Source organism: Cobetia sp. PDI-12MA (assembly GCF_059507695.1).
The window spans coordinates 3647126-3661032 of the sequence record NZ_CM183351.1; the positions used below are offsets into that span (position 1 = coordinate 3647126).

At 63.8% G+C, this 13907-nt stretch carries 11 protein-coding genes; 1 reads left to right on the top strand and 10 read right to left on the bottom strand.

The genetic code is table 11. The features are described from left to right. Positions 1-125 precede the first annotated feature (125 nt). Positions 126-728, bottom strand: a complete 603-nt coding sequence (locus AC5WNI_RS15390) for a peroxiredoxin (RefSeq protein WP_043333044.1) — start codon at positions 726-728, stop codon at positions 126-128. Positions 729-1014: 286 nt separating this feature from the next. Then, a complete protein-coding gene (locus AC5WNI_RS15395) occupies positions 1015-1380 on the bottom strand; it encodes a zinc ribbon domain-containing protein (RefSeq protein ID WP_175089683.1) in 366 nt (121 codons plus the stop codon). 377 nt (positions 1381-1757) lie between these two features. Between AC5WNI_RS15395 and acnA the strand changes: the two genes are divergently transcribed. Beyond that, positions 1758-4517 (top strand): aconitate hydratase AcnA, encoded by a 2760-nt coding sequence (gene acnA / locus AC5WNI_RS15400; protein ID WP_175089684.1) that lies wholly within the window; start codon positions 1758-1760, stop codon positions 4515-4517. 118 nt (positions 4518-4635) lie between these two features. On the opposite strand, the gene AC5WNI_RS15405 is transcribed toward acnA, so the two are convergent. The 8 genes from AC5WNI_RS15405 to mutM all read right to left on the bottom strand — a co-directional run bounded on the left by AC5WNI_RS15405 (position 4636) and on the right by mutM (position 13758). Beyond that, complete coding sequence (locus AC5WNI_RS15405; RefSeq protein ID WP_175089685.1) at positions 4636-6315, bottom strand: NAD-dependent malic enzyme; 1680 nt, start codon at positions 6313-6315, stop codon at positions 4636-4638. A gap of 311 nt (positions 6316-6626) precedes the next feature. Further along, entirely contained in the window at positions 6627-7871 is a 1245-nt protein-coding gene (locus AC5WNI_RS15410) for a YeeE/YedE family protein (RefSeq protein WP_254627087.1), read from the bottom strand. Positions 7872-8121: 250 nt separating this feature from the next. Then, the gene (locus AC5WNI_RS15415) at positions 8122-9135 is read right to left on the bottom strand and encodes a tryptophan--tRNA ligase (protein ID WP_175089686.1); all 1014 of its coding nucleotides are present in this window, start codon (positions 9133-9135) and stop codon (positions 8122-8124) included. A 186-nt stretch (positions 9136-9321) separates the two neighbouring features. Next, complete coding sequence (ald, locus tag AC5WNI_RS15420; protein WP_175089687.1) at positions 9322-10443, bottom strand: alanine dehydrogenase; 1122 nt, start codon at positions 10441-10443, stop codon at positions 9322-9324. Positions 10444-10586: 143 nt separating this feature from the next. Beyond that, a complete protein-coding gene (locus AC5WNI_RS15425; protein ID WP_175089688.1) occupies positions 10587-11093 on the bottom strand; it encodes an acyl-CoA thioesterase in 507 nt (168 codons plus the stop codon). Further along, positions 11090-11446 carry a putative signal transducing protein gene (locus AC5WNI_RS15430; protein WP_175089689.1) on the bottom strand — a complete coding sequence of 119 codons (357 nt, stop codon included), beginning with the start codon at positions 11444-11446 and terminating at the stop codon, positions 11090-11092. Before AC5WNI_RS15430 ends, AC5WNI_RS15425 begins: the two co-directional genes overlap by 4 nt. 174 nt (positions 11447-11620) lie before the next feature. Continuing rightward, a complete protein-coding gene (locus AC5WNI_RS15435; RefSeq protein WP_175089690.1) occupies positions 11621-12811 on the bottom strand; it encodes a class I SAM-dependent rRNA methyltransferase in 1191 nt (396 codons plus the stop codon). Positions 12812-12942: 131 nt separating this feature from the next. Beyond that, the gene (gene mutM / locus AC5WNI_RS15440) at positions 12943-13758 is read right to left on the bottom strand and encodes a bifunctional DNA-formamidopyrimidine glycosylase/DNA-(apurinic or apyrimidinic site) lyase (RefSeq protein ID WP_175089691.1); all 816 of its coding nucleotides are present in this window, start codon (positions 13756-13758) and stop codon (positions 12943-12945) included. Positions 13759-13907: the final 149 nt, after the last annotated feature.

Sequence of the window (13907 nt, forward strand, 5' to 3'; positions counted from 1 at the left end):
AGCCGCCGCCAGGGGCGACGGCTTCGGGTTCGCCTGCCTGTCGATACTCTCACGCAGAGGTGTCGAAGGCAGGCGCTCGATCAGTCAGCCATGGAATGCATGCACTGATCTCGTCCAGTAGCGACTTACAGGCTGCTGGAGTGGCCTGCCAGGTACTTGGCAACACCTTCAGCGGTGTCCTTCATGCCTTCCTGACCTTCTTCCCAGCCTGCCGGGCAGACTTCGCCGTTGGTCTGGTGGAACTGCAGGGCCTTGACCATGCGGACCATCTCGTCGACGTTACGACCCAGCGGCAGGTTGTTGACGACCTGGTGCTGAACGACACCATCTTCGTCGATCAGGAAGGAAGCGCGCAGAGCGACGCCAGCTTCCGGGTGCTCGATGCCGTATGCCTGGGTGACTTCGTGCTTGACGTCAGCCACGATCGGGAAGCCGACTTCACCGATGCCGCCAGCGTCCGGAGAGGTCTTGCGCCATGCGTGGTGAGTGAACTGGGAATCGATGGACACACCGATGACTTCGACGCCGAGTTCCTTGAACTTCGCCAGACGGTTGTCGTGGGCGATGATTTCAGACGGGCAAACGAAGGTGAAGTCCAGCGGCCAGAAGAACAGCACGCGCAGCTTGCCGTTGGAATCAGACAGCTTGTAGTTGTCGACGATGGTACCGTCGCCCAGCACTGCTGCGGCTTCGAAATCCGGGGCCTGACGTCCGACCAATACGCTCATGGTGATCTCCTGAGGAATAATGATGATAAAGGCAGCGGACCGCCTTTGTGATGAATCGCCACACAGACTAATCGCCACGTGTGGCAGATGCCAAATGTTTGCTGCAATCGCCACCATAGAGATTGCCTATGGCAGCTCGATGACGCCAACAGCGAGTGTCGGGATCATAAGTGACCTTGGCTGCAGAATACAGCATCTACCGCGCCCTGCCCCCTGCAAGCCTGTCACTTTGCGCCACTGACGCCTGCCGGCACCGGCTCCTGCGTGGCGTGAGTGAGAGATGCCGTCACAGCACGTCGTCATCCTGGCCGATATCCAGCCCTTCGAGCTCACCGCTGACCGGGTCGACCTGCTGGCGCACCTGGATCGGCTGACAGCAACGCTCGCAGTCGATGATGTTGGTCAGACTGCCCTCGTCCAGATCCAGGAACACCGTGAAAGGCGTGTCGCAGTAGGGGCAGTGGATTTCCGCCTCATGCAGCGCCTCATTGACCGCTCCTTCCTGCCTGTCTTCCAGCAACTCATGGCCCGGCCATTCATCGGACTGTCCCGAGGAATGCTCCGCCAGCCACTGTTCGACCGCCGCATCCAGAACCTCATCATCTTCCGGCAGCTCACCGGACTCGCTCGGTCTGCGCCCTTGTTCATTCATGACAGCCTCCATTGTGCCTGATGGTGAACGCGACGGACGTTGCGGACGGGCCCGTCTGGGGTGCCACCGTTCTGGATACCCCTGCCCCGGATACCACTGACCCGGATACCTCAGAGGCCGCATTCACGCCGCATGAGAGTCGTGGCGGCAAACTCTATGGCAGCGAACGCGACGCAGGGTTCCTTGCGTCACACTATCCTCGATGATGGTGTGCGCTTGAATTCCTGTCACATGATGACCATAGCCTTATACAGGTAACCATACGCGACCTGGCAGTCGCTCTCGCGACGCGTCGCATCCGGCCAAGGCACCTGACGCGCCTGTTGGATGACACTTCAGCAGTCTGGCCGGTGAAGACAACGACAAGGAGGAGAATCATGGGTTCCCAGCGCTCTCAGTCACTGGATTCGCTTGACACCCTCTCCGAGCTGGAAGTCGGAGACAAGCGCTATCACTACTACTCGCTAAAGAAGGCGGCCGACACGCTTGGCGACCTGACACGACTGCCCTTCACGCTCAAGGTGCTACTGGAAAACCAGCTGCGCTTCGAGGACGGTGAAACCGCGACCAAGGAAGACATCAAGGCACTGGCCGACTGGCAGAAGACCGCCTCCAGCACCCACGAGATCGGTTATCGTCCAGCGCGCGTACTGATGCAGGACTTCACCGGCGTACCCGGTGTGGTCGATCTGGCCTCCATGCGTGATGCCGTCAAGATACTCGGCGCCGACCCCGAGAAGGTCAATCCGCTGACTCCGGTGGACCTGGTCATCGACCACTCGGTGATGGTGGATCACTACGGCGATCCGAGCGCCTTCAAGGACAACGTGCGCATCGAGATGGAGCGCAACCGCGAACGTTACGAGTTTCTGCGCTGGGGCCAGCAGGCCTTCGACAACTTCTCCGTCGTCCCGCCAGGCACCGGTATCTGCCATCAGGTGAACCTGGAATACCTCGGCCGCGCTGTCTTCACCCGTGAAGTGGATGGCAAGACCTTCGCCTACCCCGATACCCTGGTCGGCACCGACTCCCATACCACCATGATCAACGGCCTCGGCGTTCTCGGCTGGGGCGTCGGCGGTATCGAGGCGGAAGCCGCGATGCTCGGTCAGCCGGTCTCGATGCTGATTCCGGAAGTGGTCGGCTTCAAGCTGACCGGCAAGCTCAACGAAGGCATCACCGCGACTGACCTGGTACTGACCGTCACCCAGATGCTGAGAAGCCGTGGCGTGGTCGGCAAATTCGTCGAGTTCTACGGTGATGGCCTGGATGACCTGCCGCTGGCGGACCGCGCGACCATCGCCAACATGGCGCCGGAGTATGGCGCTACCTGCGGCTTCTTCCCGCTGGATGACGAGACGCTCAACTACATGCGCCTGTCCGGTCGCTCCGATGAGCAGGTCGCGCTGGTCGAGGCCTATGCCAAGGAGCAGGGCCTGTGGCGCGAGCCGGGCCACGAGCCGGTCTTCTCCGATACGCTCGAGCTGGACATGACTGATGTCGTCGCCTCCCTCGCCGGCCCCAAACGCCCGCAGGACCGCGTCGCGCTCACTGACATCAAGCAGACCTTCGAGAAGATTCTCGGCGATCAACTGGGAGAAGTGCCGGACATCGAGGACGGCAAGTGGCTGTCCGAAGGTGGCCAGACCGCCGTCGATGTCGAGCAGAGCTACGACAAGCAGAGCGAGGTGAAGAACGGCGATTACAGCGAGCTGAATGGCGAGACCTTCCGCCTCGACCACGGCGATGTGGTCATCGCCGCCATCACCTCCTGCACCAACACCTCCAACCCCAGCGTGATGCTGGCGGCAGGCCTGGTGGCACGCAAGGCGCGTGAGAAAGGCCTGAGCAGCAAGCCGTGGGTCAAGACCTCTCTGGCGCCGGGCTCCAAGGTCGTCACCGACTACCTGGCGACTGCCGGCGTGCAGGATGACCTCAACGAGCTGGGCTTCAACCTGGTCGGCTATGGCTGCACCACCTGTATCGGCAACTCCGGGCCGCTGCCGGAACCGGTCGAGGACGCCATCAATGCGCGCGACCTGACGGTCGCCTCGGTGCTGTCGGGCAACCGCAACTTCGAGGGACGCGTGCATCCCAACGTGCGTACCAACTGGCTGGCGTCGCCGCCCCTGGTGGTCGCCTATGCTCTCGCCGGCACCGTGCGGGTCGATCTCTCCAAGGAGCCGCTGGGCAAGGACACCGAGGGCAATGACGTCTTCCTCAAGGACATCTGGCCGAGTCAGGCCGAGATCGCCGAGGCCATCGAGCAGGTACGTACCGAGATGTATCGCAAGGAGTACGCCGAGGTCTTCGACGGTGATGAGACCTGGCAGGCCATCGACGTGCCGGAAGCCGAAGTGTATGAGTGGAAGGATTCCACCTACATCCAGCATCCGCCGTTCTTCGAAGGCATGCAGCGTGAGCCCGAAGCCGTTCAGGATGTCGAGAATGCCCGCGTGCTGGCGATGCTCGGTGACTCGGTGACCACCGACCACATCTCGCCGGCCGGCGCCATCAAGCCGGACAGCCCGGCGGGTCGCTACCTCAAGGAGAACGGGGTCGAGGTCAAGGACTTCAACTCCTACGGCTCGCGTCGCGGCAACCACGAAGTGATGATGCGCGGCACCTTCGCCAACGTGCGTATCCGCAACGAGATGCTCGATGGTGTCGAGGGCGGCGAGACCCGCCACGTGCCGTCCGGCGAGCAGATGGCCATCTACGATGCCGCCATGAAGTACGCCGAGGAAGGCACGCCGCTGGTGGTCGTCGCCGGCAAGGAGTACGGCACCGGCTCCTCACGTGACTGGGCCGCCAAGGGCACCCTGCTGCTGGGCGTGCGTGCGGTGATCGCCGAGTCCTACGAGCGCATCCACCGCTCCAACCTGATCGGTATGGGCGTGGTGCCGCTGCAGTTCCCACAAGGCGAGAGCCGCCAGTCGCTGGGGCTGACCGGTGATGAGGAAATCAGCATTAGCGGCCTGAATGACCTGACGGCCGGCGGCAAGGTCCAGGTCACCTTCAAGAGCGACAAGGGTGAGCAGAAGATCGAGGCGCTGTGCCGCATCGATACCGACAACGAGCTGGAGTACTACCGCCACGGCGGCATCCTCCACTACGTGCTGCGCGGCATGCTGTAACCCGCCAGCCGCTCACCGCAGCGCTGACTGCCACACAAAAGCCCCCGCAGGCATGGCCTGCGGGGGCTTCTTCATTTACGCAATCTGTACCATGCGCTCAATGACGGCGCAGGCGCGATCAGAACGCCTTGCGACGGTAGGCGCGGTAACGCGGCTGCCAGAAGTTCTTCTCGATGTTGGCCTGGATGATCTCGTCGCTGGAGGTCAGCGCCACGCCATCGGCCTGGGCCTGACGCGCCACGTCGAAGGCGATCTGGCGGCTGATATCCTGGATGTCGCCCAGTGACGGCAGCAGCGCGCCCTCGCCCTTCAGGACGATGGGAGCGTTATTGGCCAGCGCGTTGGCGGCGGCCATCAGCATGTTGTCGGTGATGCGCGAGGCATTGGACGCCAGCACACCCAGACCGATGCCCGGGAAGATGTAGGCATTGTTGCACTGAGCGATCGCGTGGGTGTGGCCATTGTGCTCGACCGGCGCGAACGGGCTGCCGGTGGCGACCAGCGCCTTGCCGTCGGTCCACTCGATGACTTCCGCCGGTGTCGCTTCGACGCGCGAGGTCGGGTTGGACAGCGGCATCACCAGCGGGCTCTCGCAGCCGGCCTGCACGGCACGGATCACGTCTTCGCTGAACAGGCCACGCTGGCCGGACACACCGATCAGCACGCTCGGCTTGGCGGCCTTGACCACATCCAGCAGGCCGCGGTCACCGAAGTCGGTCACGCTGTCGACGTCGTGGGCCAGACGGCTCTGGAAGTCGTAGAGGTCTTCCATGTCGCTGGTCAGCAGACCGAAGCGATCGACCATGAAGACGCGCTTGCGGGCCTCGGCCTCGTCCATGCCTTCCTTGACCATCGCCACCACGATCATCTCGGCGATACCGCAACCGGCGCTACCAGCACCCAGGAAGGTGACGCGCTGGTCGGAGAGCTTCTCGCCCTTGGCCTTGCAGGCAGCCATCAGGGTCGCGACCACGACGGAGGCGGTGCCCTGGATGTCGTCGTTGAAGCAGCAGACTTCATCGCGGTAACGCTCGAGCAGCGGCATGGCGTTGGCCTGCGCGAAGTCCTCGAACTGGATCATGGCCTTCGGCCAGCGGCGCTTCACGGCAGTGATGAACTCGGCCACGAAGGCGTTGTAGTCCTCACCGGTGACGCGCTCGTGACGCCAGCCCATGTAGCGCGGGTCGTCGAGTAGCTTCTGGTTGTTGGTGCCAAGATCCAGCGAGATCGGCAGGGTGTAGGCCGGGCTGATGCCGCCACAGGCGGTGTACAGTGACAGCTTGCCGATGGGGATGCCCATGCCACCGATGCCCTGATCGCCCAGCCCCAGGATACGCTCGCCATCGGTGACGACGATGACCTTGACGTTGTCCTTGGTCGCGGAGCGCAGGATGTCATCCATGTGCTCGCGGTCCGGGTAGGAGATGAACAGGCCGCGGTGGTTGCGGTAGATGTTGGAGAACTCTTCGCACGCCTGACCGACGGTCGGGGTGTAGATGATCGGCATCATCTCCTCGAGGTGTTCCTCGATCACGCGGAAGAACAGGGTCTCGTTGTCGTCCTGCACCGAGCGCAACAGGATATGCTTGTCGAGGTCGGTGGCGCACTGCTGATACTGGCTGTAGACGCGCGCGACCTGCTCTTCGATGCTCTCGACATTCTGCGGCAGCAAGCCCATCAGATTGAAGCTGACACGCTCCTCGAGGCTGAAGGCGCTGCCCTTGTTGAGCAGCGGCATCTCGAGCAGGCTCGGGCCGGCGTAAGGAACATACAGGGCGCGCTTGGAAGTATCCGTCATGGCGAGACTCTTGAATCAGTGGGGACGACCTCACGCTCGGCAAGCTTCTCGGCATGCCGGCAGACAAGCGCAGCATGCCCGCTGAAGCACCGCAGAAGACCTGCTGGCAACCGGGCGTCCGAGGGACCTTTCGACGTGCAGTTTCCACGTGCGAACAAGGCATGATGATAGCACGCGCAGTGCTATCTCCGGCAGCCTGTGCAAGGTCGGCGTGCGTTGCGCAGACAAGGGTACTGCATGACGAGAAACGCCTCGCTCATCCCCCTGACGGGGAAGGAGCGAGGCGTTCGCGGTCACGTGCGAGGAATGGCTCAGGCCAGATCGGCACGCGATGCCGGCTTGCGCGGCGCAAGGGCGAAGAAGGGACGCAGCTTCACGCCCAGCATGTTGCCGACGAAGGCCATCACCAGCCACAGCCAGCCATGCAGGCTACCGGAGGAGATGCCGCCGAAGTAGGCGCCGATGTTGCAGCCGAAGGCCAACCGCGCGCCGTAGCCCAGCAGCAGGCCACCCAGCACGGCAGCCACCAGCGAGCGCAGCGGAATGTTCCACTTCGGTGCGAACTTGCCGGCCAGCAGCGCCGCCGCCAGCGCCCCCACCACGATGCCGATGTTCATTACCGTGGTGATGTCCGTGTAGAGCGGTGCCGCCAGTGCCTTGGCATTGCCCGCCGCCTGCCAGTAACCCCAGTCACTGACATCGAAGCCCAGCGTGGTGTAGACCTTGGTGCCCCACAGCGCGAAGGCCGAGGTGATACCCCACGGACGCCCGGCCAGTGCCAGGGTGGCGAAGTTGAGCAGCGCCAGCGCCACGGCACCCGCCAGCAATGGCCAGGGGCCGCGCAGGAAACGTGACAGGCCACGCGGCTGACTATCGGTCACGGCGGCCTTCTCGAGCTCACCGTGACGACGCTTCTCCAGCGTGCGTGTCACCAGCACGATGATGGCGAACAGCACCAGGCTGACGATGATGCCGCCCAGTGCACCGAAGCTGTCCACCAGCGAGACGGCGGGCAACGACGGCAAGCTCTGCCACCAACTGAAGTGCGCGGTGCCGATCACCGAGCCGACGCAGAAGAAGATCAGGGTGATCACCATGCGCGCATTGCCGCCGCCGACGGTGAACAGCGTGCCCGAGGCGCAACCACCACCCAGCTGCATGCCGAGGCCGAACAGGAAGGCGCCGACCACGACGGAGGTGCCCAGCGGCGAGACGAAGCCGGAGACGTCCTGCCCCCACAGGCTGCCCGCTGCCAATACCGGGAAGAACAGCACCACGGCGATCGCCAGCATCAGCATCTGGGCACGCAGGCCGCGACCACGACGCTCGGTGATGAACACTCGCCAGGCGGAGGTGAAGCCGAAGGCCGCGTGATAGAGCACCACGCCCAGCGCGCCACCGATCAGCAACAGCAGGCCCTGGCGCCAGCCGGCGACCAGACTCAGCAGCACGGAGGCAATGACCAGCAGCCCACCCGCCCAGACGGCGCGAGGATTGATGGCGGTAGTTGGCTGGACAGGCTCACTGGCCTTGCCCGGCATCGCGTGTTGACTCATGTCGTACCCCCTTGTGTATTCAGCATGCTTCGAGCATTGATGCGGCAAGCCTAACGCTTCGCTTTATAGCTGTGAATGAATTTACAGCATGCTTTTCATTCCCTTCAGGTATATACCTGACATCACGCCCCGGATGCCATCAGCACGACAGCCTCGATGACGCCGCCCTCTGAAGCGACGGCGCCAGTAACAGAAACCCCCGCCATCCGGGAAGATGACGGGGGCCGATCGAGCAGCGTGGACAGGCGATCTAGAGGAAGTTGCCCAGACCTACAGCGCGACGCAGACGCTCCATCATCGGTGCGGCCTCTTCACGGGCACGCTCGGCGCCACGCTTGAGGATCGCCTCGACGTGCGCCGGGTCTTCCATCAGCTCGACGTAACGCTCGCGCGGCGCCTTGAGGTGATCATTCAGGTATTCGAACAGCTGGTTCTTGGCGTCGCCCCAGCCGATGCCGGCCGCGTACTGCTCACGCATGGCAGCGACTTCCGCCTCGGTGGCGAAGGCCGAATAGATCTGGAACAGCGAACAGGTATCCGGGTCCTTCGGCTCGCCCGGCTCCAGCGAGTTGGTCTTGATCTTGCGCACACTCTTGAGCAGCTGCTTCTCGGTGCCGAACAGCGGAATGGTGTTGTTGTAGCTCTTGGACATCTTGCGGCCATCGAGGCCCAGCAGCAGCTGGGATTTCTCGTCGGTCACCGCCTCGGGCATGGTGAAGTAGTTGCCCTTGAAGAGGTGGTTGAAGCGTCCGGCCATGTCGCGCGCCATCTCGATGTGCTGGATCTGGTCACGCCCCACCGGCACCTTGTGGGCATTGAACATGAGGATATCCGCCGCCATCAGCACCGGATAGCTGAACAGACCCATGTTGATGCCGCGATCGAGATCCTCGATGCCCGCTTCCTCATTCTCGGCCACGGCGCCCTTGTAGGCATGCGCACGGTTCATCAAGCCCTTGGCGCACACGCAGTTGAGCAGCCACATCAGCTCCGGGATTTCCGGCACGTCCGACTGGCGGTAGAAGATGGCATTGTCGGTGTCCAGACCCAGTGCCAGCCAGGTGGCAGCGATCTCACGACGCGACTCCTGCACGCGCTTCGGGTCCTGGCACTTGATCAGAGCGTGGAAGTCGGCGAGGAAGTAGAAGGACTGGACCGTCGGGTCCTGACTGGCTTCGATGGCAGGCTTGATGGCGCCGACATAGTTGCCGAGATGAGGGGTGCCGGTGGTCGTGATGCCGGTAAGAACGCGGGTCTTGGTCATGGATGCACTTCTTGGGCGTCTGGGTCGGGAGGTCGTGCCGCGGGGCCGCACTCGCTCACAATGGATCACGACAGGTCGCGGCAACGCCCGCTCGAATCCCTCGAACGCAGCCACCATGACCTGTCGCTATATGTCCCACATCTTACCCTGAGGCGTGCAGCCTTCGTAAGGGCCGGCGCGCCCGACTCACTCCTTCGCCAGCGCCTCGGCGAGCGCAGTGACCGGCATGTCGAAGGCCTCGCCGACTTCCGGCAGGATCAATTGCCCCGCGTGCACATTGAGGCCCGCGGCAAAGTGGCTGTCCCGGCTCAGCACCTCGCGATAGCCGCCATTGGCGAGGCGCACGATATACGGCAGCGTCGCGCTGGTCAGCGCCTGGGTCGAGGTACGTGCCACCGCGCCGGGCATGTTGGCCACGCAGTAATGCACGATGCCATCCACCACGTAGGTCGGCTCGGCGTGGGTGGTCGCCTGGCTGGTCTCGAAGCAGCCGCCCTGATCGATGGCGACATCCACCAGCACGGCGCCTGGCGTCATCTTGCGCAGATGCTCGCGGCGAATCAGCTTGGGGGCCGCCGCCCCGGGCACCAGCACGGCACCGATGATCAATGCCGATTGCCGCACCGCTTCCTCCAGCGCCTCGGAGGTCGAGTAGACGGTACGAATCTGGCCCTGATAGCGATGGTCCAGCGTCTCGAGACGCGCCAGTGAAGTATCGAGAATCACCACCTCGGCGCCCAGCCCCAGCGCCATACGTGCCGCGTTCTCCCCCACCACGCCACCGCCGATCACCGTGACCCGCGCCGGCGGCACACCGGGCACGCCGGGCAACAGCACGCCCATGCCACCCTGCGCCTTCTCCAGCGCGTGCGCGCCGGCCTGGATCGCCATGCGTCCGGCGACACGACTCATGGGTGCCAGCAGCGGCAGGCCTCCGTCGGCATCCGTGATGGTCTCGTAGGCGATGGCCGTCACGCCGCTCTCCAGCAGGCTCTCGGTCAGCTCACGGGCGGCGGCCAGATGCAGATAGGTGAACAGGGTCTGGCCGCGGGCGAGCCGGGCGACCTCGGCCGGCTGCGGCTCCTTGACCTTGAGAATCAGCTCGGCGTCGCGAAAGACCCGCTCGACGTCCGACTCAAGACGCGCGCCCACGCCCTGGTATTCGGCATCGGGGTAGCCACTGCCCTCCCCGGCACCAGACTCGACGATCACCTCATGGCCCTGGGCGATCAGCTCACGCACGCCGGCAGGCGTGAGGGCGACGCGATACTCGTGGTTCTTGATTTCCTTCGGCACGGCAATCTGCATGGTGAACTCCTTGCACTGCTGGCGGAATACACTGACGTCATCACGACGCCTGCTACAAGCACAGCAGACTCGTCAGCGTCTTGCCAATCAGATACCAGCAAGATTCACCAAAACACGCCAATGATGCAGTGGAATGCGAGGAATCATCGCTGACTGACAGTTTCCTCGCTCACCAGCGCCGCCGAATAGCATTCACGATAGGCTCCGGGCATGCGTCGGGCACGTCCGCTCGAGAGCTCGATGCAGACAAAGCGAGTACGCGCCTCCAGCAGTGTCTGGCCATCAGCGCAACGGCGCAGCTGGAAACGACGCGTCAGACTCAGGCGACCATCGCAATCCACCAGCCAGGTCGCCAGCATCAGCGAATCGCCAAGTCGTGCGCTGGCCAGATAGTCGATCTCGTGACGGTGTACTGCCATGCCGCGGTCCTGCTCACGGTAGTGCTCGAGACCAAGCCCCAACGCTTCAGAGTGTGCCCAGCTGATGTCCTCCAGCCAGCGCACATACTCGGCATTGTTGACGTGACCATAACCATCCAGCGCCTTCTTCTTCACGCTGATCGGCAACAGGAACGGCCGTGGCAGCGCCCAGCCGGGGAAATCTTGCGTCAACGGCGGCGCGTCGCTCGCCTTCGGGGCGCCTTTGCTCATGCCACGAACTCCGGGTCCTCATCGCGCGGGGGCGCCTGTGGTGCGGGCTGCTGCGGCGCGCTTGCCCCACACGCCCAGCACTCGCTGAAGCTGCCCTCGAGACGCTCGCCACAGGCACACTGCCAATCCGGCAGGGGCGGCGCGGCCTCGATGCTCGCCAGCAGGCGGCGGGCACGTGGAAGGTCATGCTCTGCCACCCACAGCTGGGGCTCGCAGTCGAGCACGGGCAACTCGCCCGCGGCCGAGCCGAGCAGGCGATTGCGCAGCTCACAGGGGATGCCCTCGCTTTCCAGCAGGTTGCGCCAGTGATCGAGCAGCACGAGATTGTGATGAGATGTCAGTCGTCTATACATGCCGTCAGACTATCAGAGTCCATGAGCCATGGACGATTAGCCAAAAGCGAGCCGCAGTCGATAGACAAGCCACAGACGCCCCACATTCCACAGACGACAACGCCGCCCCGAAGGGCGGCGTTGTCATCGATGCCGGATGGCACAGCCATCAGTCCTGATATCCGTCAGGCGTCATCAGTCGCGATAGACGCGCACACCGAGGGCCTTGAGGTAGGACGTCTCGGGAATGGACGGGTGCACAGGGTGGTCACTGGCCTGATGGCCCTGGAAGATGACCTGACCGTGGCGGTCCTGGTGACGCACGGCGCCACGCACCACATCCATCAGGCGCTCCGGCGCCAGATGCATGGAGCAGGAGCCGGACATCAGCAGACCGTCACGGCCCAGCAGGCGCATGGCTTCACGGTTGAGGCGTGCATAGGCGCGCTCGCCGTTGGTGATGTCCTTGCGCTTGCGGATGAAGGCGGGCGGATCCGCGATGATGACGTCGAACTGCTCGCCTTCCGCACGCAGGGCCGAGAGGGCCTCGAAGACGTCCGACTCCGCGATGGAGACGCGATCCTCGACACCGTTGAGCACGGCGTTGTCCGACACACGCTCGAGCGCCGCGCCGGAAGCATCGACACACAGCACTTCGCTGGCGCCATGCGCCGCCGCCTGCACGCCCCAACCGCCGACGTAGCTGAACAGGTCCAGCACGCGCTTACCTTCGACCTGACGGTTCAACCAGTCACGGTTGGCGCGGTGGTCGTAGAACCAGCCGGTCTTCTGGCCGTCGAGCACCGGTGCCGTGAACTGGACGCCGTTCTCCTCCAGCAGCACGCTTTCCGGCAGCTCGCCATAGACGACTTCGACGTTGCGCTCGAGCTGTTCCTGACGGCGACCGCTGGAATCGTTCTTGAACACGATGGCTGTCGGCTTGACGACCTTGAGCAGCGCATCGACGATCACTTCCGCCAGACGCTCCATGCCGAAGGTGTTGAGCTGGCAGACCAGCACATCGCCGAAGCGATCGACGATCAGGCCCGGCAGCAGGTCGCCTTCGCCGTGGACCAGGCGATAGAACGGCTTGTCATAGAGGCTCTCGCGCAGCGACAGCGCCTGGTTGAAGCGGTGCACCAGCAGCGAGCGATCCAGGCGCTGCTCCGGGTTGCGCGACACGATGCGCGCGCAGATCAGCGAGTTCGGGTTGACGTAGGCAACACCCATCGCACGCCCATTGCTGGCCTCGATGATGGCCTGGGCGCCCGGTTCGAAGTTCTTGAGCGGTGTCGCGACGGTATCGACTTCATTGGAGTACAGCCACAAATGGCCGGCCTTGAGGCGGCGATCAGCATTCTTCTTCAGGCGCAGACGTTCAGTCACGGGAAATATCCAGAAAGCAGAGGAAGGGACAGGACGACGACAGGACGCGCCCGAACGGGCCTATTCTAGTCGTCATGGCGGCCCCGGTCACGGAGCCCCCCGGTCTAGCAGTGGTCTGATGCGGCTCGCCGCTAGTGCTGACAACAAGGGCAGAAGCAGCTGGCGCGCTGGCCCAGTACCAGACTCATGATCTCGTGGCCGCATTCGCGGCATGGCTCGCCACCCCGTCCGTAGACGTTGAGGCTTTGCGCGAAGTAGCCCGGCTTGCCATCTCCGCCGACGAAGTCACGCAGCGTGGTGCCGCCCTGGTCGATCGCCGCTGCCAGCACGCTGCTGGCAGCGTTGGCGAGGCGCTCGCACTCCTCGCGCGTCACTTCACCGGCAGGACGGCGCGGGTCGACACCGGCCATGAACAGCGCTTCGCTGGCGTAGATGTTGCCCACGCCCACCACGTTGGCGTTGTCCATCAGAAACGGCTTGATCGCCACACGGCGCTTGCGGGAGCGCGCAAAGAGGTGCTCGCCATTGAAGGCATCGGACAACGGCTCCGGCCCGAGTCGCACCAGGCGCTTATCGGCATGCGGGTCACCGCGTACGAAGTCGACGAAGCCGAAGCGACGTGGGTCGTGATAGCGCAGCACATGGCCATTGCCGAGCACGACATCGACATGATCATGCGTACGTGGCGGCGTGCCGATAGGCACCAGCCTGAGACTGCCGGACATGCCCAGGTGCCAGAGCAGATGGCCATCGGCGATCGGCAACAGCAGGTACTTGGCGCGACGTGCAAGCGTGCCGAAACGCTGACCCACCAGCCACTCGGCGAGCTCGCCGGGCACGGGGGTACGCAGACGCGGCTGACGCACGATCACCTCGGTGACCTCCTGGCCCTCGACCAGCGGCGCGATACCGCGACGGGTCGTCTCGACTTCCGGTAATTCGGGCATGTTCTCTCCTCGGCTGACCGCCAGACGCACAACAGGGTGACGACAGAAGCCGCCACCCTGTTGCAGGATGCCCAGAACAGCGACATCCAGATACTCGAAAACCCGGTCAGGACCGGGTTTTCGAGGGTTCCGACAGCACGCTGGCGGGA